We start from the raw sequence: 15795 nt of genomic DNA on the forward strand, positions 1-15795 counted from the left end.
AATTTACAAGAAGTCCACTTTAGAATTTGTGATTCTCTTTACTCTTGTTTTCGAATGAAATTTCATCTACACAAAAAAGCCAATTCCTAAGTACTAGCTAAGGAATTGGCTTTTTTTATTGAGAATATTTTATGAATAAATGGATTGCTTCTTCTGGTATATAGAACTTGCCATTGCTTTCTACAACGACACTACCTAATTCATATTCTTTATTCTTAATACGAATTATATTTTTATTTACAAATAATTGAGCTTTTACATTATTACGTTTTACTATGAGCACCGGGTTTTCTGCATCAGTATTATCTATTGTTACTGTTGCACCTTTTCGTTTAAAGGCTAAGTCACTCTCTACAAATAATTTGTTTGTTACTTCTTCTAAGTTAAAGTCCATTGCTTTCGCCATCGTCTTCGCAATGTCTGTGTTTTGGATCAAACTTTTTGGCTTTTGAGGACCGTAAGAATATAAAAACACATCCTCACCTGTATGGCCTCCTGTTGTGAAGCCTATGTTCGCATGATTGGCCAATAATGTAGTAAGTATTGGACCTACATCCGATTTCTTTTTTGCTGCTTTTACTCTTTCTTTTTCATCATAAGTTAAATTGTCCAAACCGTATAATTTAGCTACATCGTCTACATTTGATAAATCAGATTTCAGTTTATTTGTAGCACCTTCAAGTGTCATTTTCGATTTTTTTAATGGACCAATGTATGCAGAGACCGGCGTAATATTATAGCCTTTTGTCGTATTCACATTCCCAATAGAAATACCGCTGTTACCATGATCAGTTACAGCTATTAACATCGTATTACCATCTTTTTTTGCAAATTCCAATGCTTCTGCAACTGCGTTATCAAATGCTAATACATCACTAATCATCCCTATTGGATCGTTCACATGAGCTGCCCAGTCTGGCTTACTTCCCTCTACAAATAAAAAGAAACCATCTTTATCTTTTGATAGTGTTTGAATTGCTTTTTCCGTCATTTGAGAAAGTGTTGGTTGCTCCGGATTTGTTGCTTCACGATCCATATCAAACGCAAGAGCATTATGTGAGAAAGAGCCCCAAATTTTCTTAGATTTAGAGTTCAATAATGCATCTTTCGTTTCAACAAAGTCGTATCCTTTGTCTTGAATCACCTTTACTAAATCTTCACCATCTTTTCTTTTTATAGGTAGCAGTGCCTCTTTTCCCCCACCTAATACAACATCTATATTTTGATACACTTGCTGCTCCGCAATTACGTCAAAACGCTTACGGTTAATATGGTGAGCAGAAAATCCAGCGGGAGTAGCATGCTGAATTTCAGCTGTAGCAACTATTCCAGTTGCGCGACCAGTGCGTTTGGCACCTTCTAAAACATTGGCAACTGGACGTAACTTGTCCTCTTCTTTTATTGATTTTAAGCCAGGTGAACTTACAATAGAAGGTAATATACCTACATATCCTGAATTCGATTTATTCCCCGTCGCTAAAGCTGTAGCTGCTGGGGCTGAGTCTGTTATAGCTGATTCCGCCGAATAGGTACGAACTCCTCCTGTTACAATTTCATCTAGTGCAAGTGGTTTCCCTTTATACAAGCGAGCTAATGTCGTTGCTGAAGAACTCGTTCCGTCCATAACCATTATGATTACATTTTTCGTTTGCCATTCTACTTGTTTCACCTTAGCTTCCACCGTATGATAATTCATCATGCTTTCCGTACATAACATACTTAGTGTGATTGTTCCTACTAACAGTAACCTTTTCATCAATAAACCCAAATTCGACATTGTTGTTCCTCCGTATGTTTCACATTCATTTATATACAAAAAGATTTCCACAACCTATATATGTTTTATTAGTCCCCAATTTTCATGAAGCTAACAATCATTACCTTCACTTTCTTTTATTAGTAAAGCAACGAACGGTACATATCATAGCTTTTTATCTTCAAATAACTAGAGACCACACCTTTTTTTATAAAAACGTCTTATCATTCTCTTCACTAAAATTTATTTCTCAATAAAAATTCGATTGAAATAAATAAGAATTTATTGTTAAACGATAAAATTTATGTTAAATTAAAATGATAATTTAAAAATGAGGTGCTTTATATGAAACAAGGATCAACACTCTTTTTAAAGACAGCAATTATCCTTATCGGTATTCCTGTTTTTGCTTTGTGTATATTTTTAATTCCTAATATCGGGAATTACGCAGCGGACTTATACCCGGATATTGCATATATAAAATATCTTGTTTTAATCAATCTATATGCAACGGTGATACCTTTTTATTTTGCTCTATATCAAGCCTTTAAACTTGTAAGCTACATTGACAAAGGTAACGCCTTCTCGAAATTATCTGTTAGAGCTTTAAAGAAGATTAAACAATGCGCTGTTACAATTAGTGTATTATATGTAATAGGTATGCCACTCTTCTATCTCATAGCGGAGAGAGATGACGCACCAGGTATTATTATAATAGGCATGCTCCTAATCTTTGCTTCAATGGTAATCGCAGTCTTTGCTGCCGTCCTCCAAAGACTTTTAAAAGATGCGATAGATATAAAATCAGAAAATGATTTAACGGTCTGAGGTGAATAACATGGCAATAATAATTAATGTTGATGTAATGTTAGCGAAACGAAAAATGAGTGTAACTGAACTTTCGGAGAAGGTTGGAATTACAATGGCTAACCTTTCTATATTAAAAAATGGAAAAGCAAAAGCAATTAGAATTACAACTTTAGATGCTATTTGTAAAGCTTTAGAATGCCAACCAGGGGATATTTTAGAATATCAACCGGAAGACAGCGAATAAAAAGAGTCCTTCTCGTATGAAGGACTCTTTTTATTCGGTATTATGGCGCAAAACTAACTCGACCAGTCAAAACTAAAATAATCGCGATAATCCAAAATATAAAGAAGGATAAGGACAGTATTAATGAAAGAATAGCAATCCCCTTCTTCTCTGTTTTTTTCGTCATCGTAATGACAGAAAGTATGATACCTGCAACAGTGAGGGCAACTGTAATATAATCTCCCACTATATTACCTGCATTCGCTATCCTTGTCGGAGTTACAAAAACGAACAGAAAACATAAAATACCGATGAGTAAAGATATATAGCTTATTATGCTGTACTTCTTTTTAGGAACTATTTCAGTTTTCATACTAACCCACCCCTTCTCTATAGCTATGTGTTTATATTAGCATGAATAACCATAATTTAGTTAAAACAAAAAACAGATAAAGTGGACACAACCACCTTATCTGCCATTACATTTCTACCTAATTACTAACCCAGCTATTTCTTCTTTATCGTTATAAGTTACGATAAAGGTACGTTGTTCTTTACTATACTTTGCTACAAGAATAACAGTATATAAACCATCTTTTTCTTCAATCGATTTTTTCTCAATTTTTTCGAATGTACCAGCTTTTTCAATTATAGGAGTAAGTTCTTTCATTTGCTCTTCTGATAAAGCTGATTTCATTTTACTATCAAATTTTTCATGTACTTCTTTATACTTTGCTTCATTTAATAATGATACAATTTCTTCCGCCTTCGGAATAAAGTTTTTTGATGTACTTTGATCTACTTTATTACCGGTACATGCTGCAAGTGCGAACGCCGCGATAGCACTTATAATAATAAGTAACATTCTTCTCATTTTCATACACCCTTTCTTTTTAAAATAAAACTATAGCTAAAAACGACTAAAGTACAAATTGCTATTGAAACTTCTGACATAATGATCCCGTTTTTCCCTGGTACATATAGCGATATAATGCCAGCTAATGCATTTGCGGTCCCATGGATGAGAATTGCATATACAACATAACGGAATTTCTTTTGGACGACAGCTTGTAATACAATGAAGGAAAGTCCAATATGCAATATCATCGCGAAGATGCGCTCAATACCGCCGAAATAGTAACTGTCACCATTTTGAATGACTGTTTGTGACAATAATAGAGATATTACCGGGATACCAACTATCAACACTGCCTCAATACCACCATGCCCTGCTCCAAATAAAAAACCAGACTGCCAATCTCGTTGCTTCATAAAATAACGCATTGCAATAAAACGAGCTATCTCTTCAAAAATTCCAGCTGATAAACTAAGCAAAATTACAAATAATACAGGCTGCATTACTGAAAACATTTGAAAATCTGTGCTAGTTCCATTTACATAATTCAGTATTGGTATGCGGATCAATATTTGTGATACAACAAAAGCCAATACACCTAACATATAAGGAATATAGCGTTTCTTCCAAACAGCATATAATAGTGCTACAAGCGGTAAACCAATGCTAATCATTGATGTAAAAATAAGACCATTCATCTCGCTTCACCTCTTACTTAAAGTGTATATAAACGAGTGAAAGAAGTATGTAGTTCTTTCCTATTCGGTTTCATTTTCATCATAGATGGTCATTTCATCTCTTTTAATATGAATGTTTGCGTGAAATAAGGACTTACATAAGTTGTTTCTAACGTCGCGTTATTTGTTTTATTCATAATCCGTTTTAACGAAAATAACCCGTATCCTCTCGCTCCTTCTTTACTTGAATGGTTTTTCTCATAAATTTTTTGCAAATCAATCGCTTCACTCTTTGAACTATTACGTACGATAAAATATTGTCGTGAATCCAATTCAAAAAATGCGATTTGCAATATCTTTTCCTCACTATGTACTGCCTCTTCAATTGCATTGTCTACTAAAACTGAAATGATGCGAATAAATGAAATGATCGTCATCGAAACACTTTCAATGCTCTCCGGTATATCAAGCATTACTTTTATTTGATGCTGCTGAGCAGTGCCAACTTTCACCCTTAATACACTTCTTACTTCAGGAATATGTATGCGAGATAATTTCGCAATATCAAGTTCATGATCATTTATTGTTTTTAACGTAGGAGCTATAACGTCATAATACACTTGCTCAATTTCTTTCACATTTTTCATACGTATTCCCTCTTCTAACGATAGTAATACATTCATATAATCATGACGAAAACTAGCAAGTTCGTCATGCATATCCTCTAATTTCTCCACATAATCTAATAACTCTTTATCTAAGCGTTTTTCATGCTCTTCTTGTAACTTTGCTTTCGATAAATGTGAACTTATAAGTACTATAATGACTAATAATAAAAATACAATAATCGCTGAAATATAACTTAATTCACTGTATTGTCGATTTAATTGTGCTAAAAACGCAGTAGATGGCTGAGTTAAGATTAATTCAATAATAAATCCGGCAATTAATAATATATAAGTTACATAGTATAGCCGACTACCTACTATATATTGAGCAATTTTTCGGATTCTTTTCCGAGCTACAAAAATACCGATAAAAGTAAGGGTTGATACGATAAGATGAATCATGCTACCTGTCCATAAATATAAATTGAATGTTGTTAACATAAAGATTTTCATTCCTAAATCAAATAGCAACATTTTCACTAACGTTATAATCACCATACTCACTAGTGCAAAATATACATTATGCTTAAATTTCAATTCATTTTGCATTAATCCTAAACTTATTAAAAATAACACAATCGTACTATTCAATTCTGGATATCTCGTTACTGTTACGACAATAGCAAGTAAAATAATGAATATCGCACTTAAAGCTATTAACATTCTATATGACAATCTATTGTACCGGATTAATTGAATGTATAAAAACGTATGGCTTATACTAGTAAGCAGTATTGCAAATAAATCATAAATATACATTACATCTCACCCTTTAATATGTTACGTACTTTACTGAATAAACGACGTGATACTGGAATACGTTTCCCGCTTTTTAAAACTATCATTTTTTGCTTCGCATCATAAGAAGACAGTTGCTTCGTATTCACGATATATGATTGATGACAACGAAATAAACGTTCATCTACTAATTCAATTTCTTTTAAAGTCCCGTAAAAATAAACGATTCGATCTAACGTCACTAATGCTAAACGGTGCGGTTCATCAGTCATAACATATTCAACTTCATGAAACGGAACCCGTACAGTCGCATTACTATTTTCAACGATAAAGTCATCGGACGGAATAATTTGCTTATTACGCGCTTCATACTGTAGTAAACATTGTTCAAAAACGTTACGCCTCTCCTCGTATGGCAACCCTTTATCAATAAAAGTTAAAGCTGATACCATATATTGATATGAAATAGGTGCAAATTCAGAATGCGTCGTTACAAACACAATAATTCCTTGCGTATCATACTTTCGTATCTCTTGTGCCACTTGTAACCCTTTACGCTCTTCTCTTTTTATCTCTATATCTAAAAAATAGATTGGGATATACTTCGCCTTAGGAATGTTTGTAATAATGTTTTCACTTTTACTAGTTACCTCTATAAAATCAAAAGGCAACATATACTCCTCACAAATCTCTTCAACTAGCCGCTTCATTTGCTGCGCTTGTATGACATCATCTTCTAAAATAAAAATACTCATGTAATCACTCGCTTTATTGAAATCTTTCCATCTATAGATTTATCTATAACTATATAATTCAAATCGTTATACCAATCTCCTTCTAAATTCTTGGAAGTATTAATTTTCTATAGTTTTTATAAAGCATAGAAAATAACCTCTACTTTCAAGCAAAAAGTAGAGGTTTTATTTAAAATATTTATAACATAACCTCTCTATCAATCACTACCTTAAAAAATTCCGAGTAATGTGCTAAAGAATAATCCGCTACATCACAGTTCCCTTGAAACATACATGTTGAAATACCTAATTCTTTTGCAGGTAATAAATCTAATTCTCTATCACCAATAGCTAAATTAATATTGTGCTTTTTATGCAAATGATCATAAGATAAAGCGTTCGGTTTTCGGGGGAAACCATCGTCAATTGTAACCATGTCTACGAAGTATTTTTCCCAGCCGTAATGTTTTAATATAGATAACACCCCTTCTCTATCTTTATGAGTCATAATCACATTTTTATCGGCAAACTTTAAAACTTCTTCCACTTTTTCAAATGGTTTTATATCTTCTATCATAATGCGACTCTCTAATACATCAATTTCACTCAATTGTTTTTTAGTTATTTCATAATAATCAACTGCGTGTGAAAATGAAACCTTTAACTTTGTATAGATTTCTTCTTCACTTATTTCCTTCCCTAAAACTTGAGCAAGAATTTTTGTATAAACTGGATACGTATCAAATAACGTCCCATCAAAATCCCATAAAATATTCATTCTGTTCACCTTTCTATTTTCTAATCATTATATAACTAAGTTCGCTCTCTTCTGTGGTGTTTCACTTTCTAAATAATAATCCTCTGCTTTCCAATACCTATTTTCAAACTTTGAAAGGTTTTTCTGCGTTTCTTCACTCTCACGTAGAAACCGTGTCTCTCTTGGACAATCTAAATACACCATATAATGAAAGAAATCTCTCCACTCTTTTCGCTGTAGAAAAACACCTTCAATTACAATTACACCTACTATGGGTATCTGTACTTTTTTCATCTCACTTGAGTCTGTCTCATTATTATAGAACGGTAATTTCAGTTTTGTTTCATTTTGTAACTTCTGAAAAAACTTCTGTCGAAGCGACTCAATATCCCATTGCAAATAATAATACTCATACCATTCTTCATAGCCAGTATGATATCGTTTATTACGCTCTACTATATGATCATCAATATGAAAAATATGGAACGGGATGCTTTCTTGTTTCATATTTTCCTTTAAGTTTGTTACAAATGTTGTCTTTCCCGATCGACTTAAACCATCTATACCTAAAATAAATCTATTTTCTTTATGCTTCTTCATAACATTTATAAGCTCATTTGTACACATTACTTCTTCCACTCTTCTTTTAATAAAGAATATAATATCGTATCATGAGCAACTTCATTTTGAATCATATGTTTTCGAAGTAATCCTTCTTCTTGAAACCCTGCTTTACTTAATAATTTTTGAGAAGCTTTATTTTCTACATATACAACAGCTGCAATTCTTATAAGTTGTAACGTTTCAAACCCGTAAGTTAAAATCGCCTGTAACGCTTCCGTTGCATACCCTTGTCCCCAATATGTATCGTCCAATTCATAACCAATTTCAGCTCGCTTATGATGCTTGTTTATTAAATGAAATCCGCACGTTCCGATTAATTGGCCCGTACCCTTTTTCTCAATTCCCCAGCGAAATACAGTTCCTTCTTCATAACGATTTTTAAACGTTTGAATAGTCGTTTTCGCTTGCTCAATATTTTCGAAAGAATCCATTCCAAAATAACGTATAACAGATTCTTTTGAAAAATAATGGAACATCGTTTCTGCATCTAACAGTGTTAGTTCTCTTAATTGTAAACGTTCTGTTTCTAGTTTCGGAAACCCCATCTCTTTTTCTCCTTCTATTCTAATGAACTGCAAATTTCAATATAATTCCCATCTGGATCGGCAATGTATGCAATTGTTTGTCCCCACGGTTTCACAATTGGTTCAACTAAGATCTTAATTCCTTGCTCTCTAAATTGTTCGATTGTTTCTTGTACATGATTAACAACGAATCCCAATTCAAAATGAGAAGATTGTAACTCGCCTTCTGTAAGTGGTAAACCTGTTAATTCTTTCACATCTTGCCTTGTGTTCATCGCTAAAATTGTAGAACCAGTATTAAATTCAATATATGTACCATGCTCTGCTTTTATAGGTAACTGTAAAATATCTTTATAAAATCTTAAACATTCTTCAAAATTTTCTACATATAAAATGATATACTTCATTTTTAAATTCATTTTACATCCTCCTTTATATCCATCCCTAAAATTTCGACAAATGTCTCATAAAAACCTTGTTCCTTATAACAACGAGCAAAAAAAAATGAGGCCGATTTCTCGGCCCCCCAGCTTATTGGCATAAAACAGGAGATTTGGTTTGGACATAACCAGTTCGTACTCTTATTATATTTTATTTTTTCTGAATTTTGAATACTTTGAACACCCATTTATATTGAGAAAGTTTTTTTGCTTGCATAAAATTAATGAGTTTAAGAAATGCTACAAATGGAGGTGTATACATATGGAACCAATGCTATGTCCAAGCTGTAAAACGAACCGTACTCGCTTTAATATTCTTGAGCAACAAGTAAAACCAGTCAAGTTAAATCCACAAACTGGTCAAGTAGAAGAAGAATACACAAATGAAACGATGAATGCTTTTCATATGTCCTATCAAGGACCAACATATAGAGTCCAATGTGCTGTATGCGGACTTGTTGAAAACCCAGAACAATTTATTAAACCTGCGCAAAATCAGTCTTTTTCTTAAACATTTTTATTACCCCCTACCACTTTTCTATAGGGGGTTTTTTGTTTCATATGTTAATGAAAAAACATTTTTCTTCCTTATTATAAATTACACCTCATACCTTCTTTGTCATCTTTTATTTTTTGATCCTCAATATGAATCGTTTTTTCTTCATTTATTATTTTCGGGATATTGCGGTTTAATCTTTGCAACTATTAATCCCTTACCTTTATATAGAGTTTTATTATATAAAAAAGAGCGAACAAAAATGCAATTATATAAAACCAAAAGAAGTTGATACCGATATTTCTCCCTACAAAATCAACTTCTTTTTAATTCTACTTTTCATTATAATATTTCACTTTTTAATTTCTTAATTTTCCAAGTGAGTCTTATGAAGAAGTACATCCACATACAACCTGTAAGACCCGTCATAGCTTTCGCCCAAATTGGCACTCTTGATTCCATCGGGCTTATAAATAGATTGTACATTGATGGTAATATACTTGCTGATATAATAACAAGGAATAGCAATAACTCATTTAGTTTTTGTATCCTCGTCTCCTTTTCTGAGTATATGTCAGGTAATTCATTTACCTCTTCTACTTCCTTACAAAAATAATTCCATCTTGTAAAACTCGTTACGCGTTTCCAACCTGACATTTCGTATATTTCGAAATACTCTTGTTGTTGTTCTTTCGAATCTCTATAAACCAATCTAAAATCAGCTTTATATATTACATCTTTTGGCTCAGTTTTCTTAAACTGATACATTAAATTGTATTTTTGTAATGCCCAACCTTGTTGATGCATCTTTCGTAAAAAGGCTTCTTCTTTTTCTAAATTCCATGCCGTAAAAAACTTAAATACCCTTTTTGTCTCCATCTTCCATTCACCCTCCTAATATACTATTTCCATTCCTTACAGATCTCTGTAACCTGTTATACTCTAGCTCTAATACTTCTCTACCAAGTGACGTTAACTCATAGCATTTCTTTCTATCTGTAGAGGCAACTTCAACTATTAACATCTCTTTTAGTAACTTCGTCGTATTCCCGTATAAAGTTCCAGGACCGAGCTTTACTTCTCCATTTGTCATCTCTTCTACCATTTGCATAATTCCGTAACCATGCATCGGCTTCACAAGTGACAACAATATGTAATATGTCGCCTCTGTTAACGGAATATATTTTTTCGCTTTCGTATTCATTATAACCACCTTCGATACATCGTTATCTGATATATCGACTAACGATACATCGTATATCGATATTGTATAATCATATTCCAAAATATGCAAGGTAATTTAATAACTTAATATCTATTTCTTTAAATTAAAAAATCATATCAATTTTCTGAATAATTTGTTAAAATATAGAAATATCCGTTTATATTTTGAAAGGAATGATACATATGATAAATAATTTGAAAGAAAACATAGGATTGGTTTTTGTAGGTAAAGAAAATGTTATTGATCTATTACTCGTTTCATTGCTTGCTGATGGACATGTACTGCTTGAGGATGTGCCTGGTACGGGGAAAACGTTACTTGCGAAAATACTTTCTAAAAGTATTGGTGGTAATTTTTCTCGTGTCCAATTTACACCTGATGTACTTCCGAGTGATGTAACAGGTATTGAATATTTCAATCCGAAAACGAGTGAATTCGAATTAAGACTTGGACCAGTTATGACCAATATTTTGCTTGCGGATGAAATTAACCGCGCTATGCCTAGAACACAGTCTAGTTTATTAGAATCGATGGAAGAACGACAAGTAACGCTTGAAAAGCAATCTACTCCTCTTCCGAAACCGTTCTTTGTTATTGCGACGCAAAATCCAATTGAATCACAAGGAACGTTTCCTCTACCAGATGCACAGCTTGATCGTTTTTTAATGACAATTTCAATTGGTTATCCATCTCCAGAAGATGAACTACAAATGATGCGACGTTTTCGTAGCGATGTACCACTAGAAAGTGTCACATCTGTTATTTCTTTAGATGATATTTTAGAAGCACAGAAACGAGTAAAAGAAATTTTCGTATCAGAACCGTTAGAACATTACATTATTAAACTTGCTCACGCTACAAGAAATCATGATTACATCGCTAATGGTGTAAGCCCGCGTGCCACATTAGCTTTAGTACGCGCAGTTCAAGCACTAGCCTTTTTACGCGACAGAGAATATTGCACGCCAGAAGATATACAATTGTTAGTTCCTTCTGTTTGGAATCACCGCATCGTCTTATCAATGGAAGGCGCATTACGTACGACAAAAAATGAAATTATGCAAAGGATTTTAAAAGAAGTTGACGTACCAGTGGAGATTGAGCAAACATGAATGGACAGCGTGTTGTAACTGTACCTTTATTTTTCCAACTCCATATTATTCAACTAACTGTCCCAGGCGCTATACTATTTACATTTTTTATGCCACAACGAATCATTATGTTTCTCTTTTTCTTCTATTATTTATTTGCTATTTTCATTTATAAATATGTCGCTTACATAGAGAAAACATTTGAAGTCGTAAATGAGAAACAAACTACTCGGCTTTTTCCTAATGAATCTGGGCAGTTTTTTATTCATTTAAAAAATGGAGCAAATATACCGCTCGTTAACGGTGTTTGTTATTTTCATTTAAATCCGTCACTACTACCACAAAAAGATCAAGGAATTGAACAAATATCAAAAACACTATTCTCTTTCCCGTTTTCACAACCTGCTCATTCGGCGCAAAAGTGGGATTTAATATTAACCGCAACGAAACGTGGTGTGTTTCAAATTGAACAGTTCGAATGTGTCTTGAAAGATCCTTTTCATCTTTTAACTGTACATTTGCCCATTTTTGATAAATTGAGGACTGAAATTATTGTGTACCCTTCTCCTAAAGAAGTAGCAGGCTTACAAGAACTACAGCAACTTTTAACCGGATCTTATCGAACGAATTTTTCTTTTTACAATGATGAAACATCTATTATCGGTGTTAAACGATATGAACGTGAGTCTTTCCGTTCTATTCATTGGAAAGCATCTGCTAAAATGCAAGAATTACAGGCGAAGCAATATGAACCTGTAAAAAATTATAGTTGGACGATTTGTCTTTCATTAGCTGCTGATCGCGGGTTTGGTTGGAAAGATAATATAGAAGACCTTATTTCATTTGCAACATACATTTGTCAATACGCAACGAAGCATCAAATACCGTTTGAACTATTTATTAGTGTATTAGCTGAAGGTGGTCCTCTGCACTTACCATTAAACGAAGGGCAAACACATTACGGAATATCTTTAGAGGAATTAGCGCGTATTTCAGATGATAGTACTTTACTTCCGAAACAAGGATTTCTTCATTATGTAACGAGAAAAAGAGAACGATCGTCTACAATGATATACATTGGTTTACAGAGAAATGAACTCCCTCTTCTCTCTCAGCCTACGTTTCTCATTAATAACGAAGGGATGGTGGAAAAGCTTGAAAACTTGGCTTTATCACGTTAATGACTTTATTCTGCTGCTCCTCCTTTCGTTATTAACGGAAAGAGATGAACTCATCGGCATTGCTATATTTTTAGCAACAGGCTATATTGGAGTATTTCTTATCCATAAACTAATGAAGAAAAAAACAACAGGTTTTGTCATATTGTTAATGACTCAAATAATTGGTTGTTCTATCTTTCTCCCTTTCTCTCTGTTTGGCACAATTATGTTACCGCTTTTCTTCTTTATCGTACATGTAGTTGGACCCGGATATCCAGTTCAAAAGTCATTAGGTGGTATTGTATGGTTTAGTATTTCAGCCATATTTTATGCGCCCTTTCCACCTTTGTGGAAACTATTACTTTTAGTTTTACACATTATGATTACATTTTGGTTAACCGGGATAAACCGTAATCAACAGTTATTACGTTTCGCTTCTCTTATTACAATTGGAATAATTAGTGCTTTCCTTATTTCTATTTTCCCATACATTCGGCTTCTTTTTTCTTATGTCGTACAAGTAGTTGCTTTAGGATTTGGATACGCCATTAATCCGTTATTTTCGGCAGCTGAATCAAAAGAAACTGACGATTTTTGGTCGAATAAAGGGAATTTAAAAGATCCTCAAATTAAAGATGAATTTGGACATCGTGCTTTTGATCCAACACTTATAAATAGCATTACAATAATAGTTTGTACAACCATTGCTATTTACGTCGTTTGGAAAATAATAAAAAAACGAAAACAATTCAGTTTACCAAATATGCCTGCCTTCGAATCTACTATCATTACTGATAAAGAAGGTATGAGCCAAAAACGTTTGAAACAAAACAAACCGCCACATAACGAAATTCGAAAAGAAATTTTCAAACTTGAAAGTAAGTTAACTCCTCCTTTAAATAGAAAACGAGGAGAAACTGTTGAAGCATGGTTAGGACGAATAAATAGTGGGGAAGATGTAAATATTGAGAGTCATATTGTTATAGTTGCTTATAATACAGTGCGTTATTCAAATGAGGAAAACACCGTACTGTTACATGAATTTAAGGAAGAGATTCAAAAACTCTATGCATATCAGAAGCGTTTGAAAAAAAGAAAGAAATAACACAACAAAAAGACTCCTATTTTTTCATAGGAGTCTTTTTATACTTCTACGTTACTTGTTAAATTGAAGCATTCTTCCCTGCTTCAATTTCTAACGACTCTTCATGCCACCAAAGTGTTTCTTCAGGGTCTTCTTTCGCAATTTGGTGTGCTTCTTTTTTCGTTTCTACTGTAGGATATGAACCTTTTAGCGCACGTCCTGATGTTGTAACGAATAATATACTAAATACGACTAATCCAATAATACTTACACCCGCTAAATAAAATGCCGGTGCTAGCGGGTTACCAGTCGCATGAACTAAGTATGAACATACGAGCGGCGTTGTTCCACCGAATATAGATACAGAAATATTAAATGAGATCGAAAGTGCTCGATAACGTACATCGGTGAAAAAGAGTGATGGTAATAATGAAGGTAATGTTCCTTCATATACACTTAGGAAGAATCCTAATACGAAAATACCTGCAAATATAGCTGCAATATGCCCGTTACCTATTAGTAAAAATGCTGGGATTGCAAATATAGTTAAACCGAGTAAACCAATTTGCACGACGCGTTTATTACCAATTTTATCACTTAATTTACCGAAATATAGTGCTAGTGGAATCATAAGTGCCATCGTAACAGAAATAATTAATAAGCCAGTTGTTTCTTCGACTTTAAGTACTTGAGTTAGATAAGAAGGAATATACGAAAGAATCATATAATTCGTAATATTAAAGAAGGCGACAATTACTGTGCTTAATAAGAAGTCTTTTTTGTGATATTTCATAATATCCATAAATGAAAATTGTTCATTGTCTTCAGATTCCTCTTGTGCTTTTTCCATCTCTTCAAAGATGGGAGATTCATCTAAATGACGGCGTAAATATAAACCGACCAAGCCAATTGGTGCAGCTACTAAGAAAGGAATACGCCAGCCCCAGCTGAGCATTTGTTCATCTGTTAACAATAACGTCAAAATGGTAACAATTACCGATGCAGCAATGTAACCTGAGAGTGTTCCAATTTCAAGACCACTACCGAGTATACCACGCTTTTTATCTGGAGAAGATTCTGCGATATAAACCATTGCACCTGAATATTCGCCGCCTGTAGAGAAGCCTTGAATCATTCGGGCAACTAAAAGTAGTATTGGTGCCCATACACCAATTTGTTCATAGGTTGGTAGTAATGCGATGAATAATGTAGAAAGTGCCATTAAAATAATAGTAGTACTTAACACGATTTTTCGGCCGTACTTATCTCCTATTCTACCAAAGAATACACCTCCGATTGGTCGAACGAGAAAGGCTGCTGCAAATGTACCGAATGTAAGTACAAGTTGCAATCCACTATTATCAACACCTGAGAAGAATAATTGACTTAAGATAACCGCTAAATACGCGTATAATCCGAAGTCAAACCACTCCATTGCATTCCCTATACCAGTAGCAACTACTGCTTTCCTGGCTTGTTTAGGATTGACAATATTAACGTCTTGAGGTTCAAAATTTAAATCATTATTTTGTTGCATATAATAAAACAGCTCCTTTTTTAATTTAACTTCTTTAAGCACACCTTCTCTTATTGAATAAAATTAATTCGAAGCACTTAAGGAAAAGCAACGTCTCCTTTTCTGTTATTATTATTTCACATAATTAATTATTTGTCCAATTAAATGCTCTTTTTGTATAAATTTACACCCTATTTAACTTTTCATAAAATGAAGTTTAGGCTATATAATATATACCTTTACACTACAAATGAACCTTTCATTTATTTATATGTATAACGTTCCTATAATTGTTTCCTATAACTTAGAAACCAGTAACTTTTACTTAAGATTTGCATATATTTAAAAAGTGAACTCATTGGCTCGACTTCTGTTTTATTACATTCAACTATAATATTATTATAGTTTTAAAGGAG

Annotated in this window: 19 protein-coding genes; 6 read left to right on the forward strand and 13 right to left on the reverse strand. The window is 33.3% G+C overall.

Features of this window, described 5'->3' with window-relative positions:
• Positions 1 to 115: 115 nt before the first annotated feature.
• Positions 116 to 1777 carry an alkaline phosphatase gene (locus tag ABH961_RS20175; RefSeq protein ID WP_404519872.1) on the reverse strand — a complete coding sequence of 554 codons (1662 nt, stop codon included), beginning with the start codon at positions 1775 to 1777 and terminating at the stop codon, positions 116 to 118.
• A 324-nt stretch (positions 1778 to 2101) separates the two neighbouring features.
• Between ABH961_RS20175 and ABH961_RS20180 the strand changes: the two genes are divergently transcribed.
• Both ABH961_RS20180 and ABH961_RS20185 read left to right on the forward strand, forming a co-directional pair.
• On the forward strand, positions 2102 to 2584 hold the full coding sequence (locus ABH961_RS20180) for a DUF2975 domain-containing protein (RefSeq protein ID WP_048547647.1): 483 nt from the start codon (positions 2102 to 2104) through the stop codon (positions 2582 to 2584).
• Positions 2585 to 2594: 10 nt separating this feature from the next.
• A complete protein-coding gene (locus ABH961_RS20185) occupies positions 2595 to 2810 on the forward strand; it encodes a helix-turn-helix domain-containing protein (RefSeq protein WP_048547649.1) in 216 nt (71 codons plus the stop codon).
• Positions 2811 to 2850: 40 nt separating this feature from the next.
• Here ABH961_RS20185 and ABH961_RS20190 read toward each other — a convergent pair whose 3' ends face one another.
• The 9 genes from ABH961_RS20190 to ABH961_RS20230 form a co-directional block, all read right to left on the reverse strand.
• Positions 2851 to 3162 (reverse strand): hypothetical protein, encoded by a 312-nt coding sequence (locus ABH961_RS20190; protein ID WP_048547651.1) that lies wholly within the window; start codon positions 3160 to 3162, stop codon positions 2851 to 2853.
• A 114-nt stretch (positions 3163 to 3276) separates the two neighbouring features.
• Positions 3277 to 3663 carry a DUF3887 domain-containing protein gene (locus ABH961_RS20195; protein ID WP_048547653.1) on the reverse strand — a complete coding sequence of 129 codons (387 nt, stop codon included), beginning with the start codon at positions 3661 to 3663 and terminating at the stop codon, positions 3277 to 3279.
• A 2-nt stretch (positions 3664 to 3665) separates the two neighbouring features.
• The gene (locus tag ABH961_RS20200; protein ID WP_048547655.1) at positions 3666 to 4343 is read right to left on the reverse strand and encodes a YhfC family glutamic-type intramembrane protease; all 678 of its coding nucleotides are present in this window, start codon (positions 4341 to 4343) and stop codon (positions 3666 to 3668) included.
• A gap of 89 nt (positions 4344 to 4432) precedes the next feature.
• Positions 4433 to 5749 (reverse strand): GHKL domain-containing protein, encoded by a 1317-nt coding sequence (locus ABH961_RS20205; RefSeq protein ID WP_098887354.1) that lies wholly within the window; start codon positions 5747 to 5749, stop codon positions 4433 to 4435.
• Positions 5749 to 6483 carry a LytR/AlgR family response regulator transcription factor gene (locus ABH961_RS20210; RefSeq protein WP_048547658.1) on the reverse strand — a complete coding sequence of 245 codons (735 nt, stop codon included), beginning with the start codon at positions 6481 to 6483 and terminating at the stop codon, positions 5749 to 5751. The genes ABH961_RS20205 and ABH961_RS20210 overlap by 1 nt, the downstream gene beginning before the upstream one ends.
• Positions 6484 to 6661: 178 nt before the next feature.
• The gene (locus tag ABH961_RS20215) at positions 6662 to 7240 is read right to left on the reverse strand and encodes an HAD-IA family hydrolase (RefSeq protein ID WP_048547660.1); all 579 of its coding nucleotides are present in this window, start codon (positions 7238 to 7240) and stop codon (positions 6662 to 6664) included.
• A gap of 27 nt (positions 7241 to 7267) precedes the next feature.
• Positions 7268 to 7846: a kinase gene (locus ABH961_RS20220; protein ID WP_048547661.1), complete on the reverse strand. Its 579-nt coding sequence runs from the start codon at positions 7844 to 7846 to the stop codon at positions 7268 to 7270.
• Positions 7846 to 8388 (reverse strand): GNAT family N-acetyltransferase, encoded by a 543-nt coding sequence (locus tag ABH961_RS20225; RefSeq protein ID WP_048547663.1) that lies wholly within the window; start codon positions 8386 to 8388, stop codon positions 7846 to 7848. The genes ABH961_RS20220 and ABH961_RS20225 overlap by 1 nt, the downstream gene beginning before the upstream one ends.
• 14 nt (positions 8389 to 8402) lie before the next feature.
• Positions 8403 to 8786 carry a VOC family protein gene (locus ABH961_RS20230; RefSeq protein ID WP_048547664.1) on the reverse strand — a complete coding sequence of 128 codons (384 nt, stop codon included), beginning with the start codon at positions 8784 to 8786 and terminating at the stop codon, positions 8403 to 8405.
• Between the two features lie 283 nt (positions 8787 to 9069).
• On the opposite strand from ABH961_RS20230, the gene ABH961_RS20235 reads away from it, so the two are divergent.
• Positions 9070 to 9318, forward strand: a complete 249-nt coding sequence (locus tag ABH961_RS20235) for a hypothetical protein (protein ID WP_048547666.1) — start codon at positions 9070 to 9072, stop codon at positions 9316 to 9318.
• Between the two features lie 327 nt (positions 9319 to 9645).
• On the opposite strand, the gene ABH961_RS20240 is transcribed toward ABH961_RS20235, so the two are convergent.
• The gene (locus ABH961_RS20240; RefSeq protein ID WP_048547671.1) at positions 9646 to 10182 is read right to left on the reverse strand and encodes a DUF2812 domain-containing protein; all 537 of its coding nucleotides are present in this window, start codon (positions 10180 to 10182) and stop codon (positions 9646 to 9648) included.
• Between the two features lie 7 nt (positions 10183 to 10189).
• Positions 10190 to 10507, reverse strand: a complete 318-nt coding sequence (locus tag ABH961_RS20245) for a PadR family transcriptional regulator (RefSeq protein ID WP_048547673.1) — start codon at positions 10505 to 10507, stop codon at positions 10190 to 10192.
• Between the two features lie 203 nt (positions 10508 to 10710).
• Between ABH961_RS20245 and ABH961_RS20250 the strand changes: the two genes are divergently transcribed.
• From ABH961_RS20250 to ABH961_RS20260, 3 genes are read left to right on the forward strand one after another with little or no spacing between them, the layout of a single operon-like run.
• Complete coding sequence (locus ABH961_RS20250; protein WP_404519877.1) at positions 10711 to 11640, forward strand: AAA family ATPase; 930 nt, start codon at positions 10711 to 10713, stop codon at positions 11638 to 11640.
• Positions 11637 to 12800, forward strand: coding sequence for a DUF58 domain-containing protein (locus tag ABH961_RS20255; protein WP_048547677.1), 1164 nt, complete (start codon positions 11637 to 11639; stop codon positions 12798 to 12800). The genes ABH961_RS20250 and ABH961_RS20255 overlap by 4 nt, the downstream gene beginning before the upstream one ends.
• Positions 12775 to 13884: a DUF4018 domain-containing protein gene (locus ABH961_RS20260; RefSeq protein ID WP_098080314.1), complete on the forward strand. Its 1110-nt coding sequence runs from the start codon at positions 12775 to 12777 to the stop codon at positions 13882 to 13884. Before ABH961_RS20255 ends, ABH961_RS20260 begins: the two co-directional genes overlap by 26 nt.
• 58 nt (positions 13885 to 13942) lie before the next feature.
• Here ABH961_RS20260 and ABH961_RS20265 read toward each other — a convergent pair whose 3' ends face one another.
• Positions 13943 to 15400 (reverse strand): MFS transporter, encoded by a 1458-nt coding sequence (locus ABH961_RS20265; RefSeq protein WP_404519878.1) that lies wholly within the window; start codon positions 15398 to 15400, stop codon positions 13943 to 13945.
• Between the last annotated feature and the right edge of the window lie 395 nt (positions 15401 to 15795).

Source organism: Bacillus sp. RC251, assembly GCF_044908765.1.
In the GTDB taxonomy this organism is placed as follows: domain Bacteria; phylum Bacillota; class Bacilli; order Bacillales; family Bacillaceae_G; genus Bacillus_A; species Bacillus_A wiedmannii.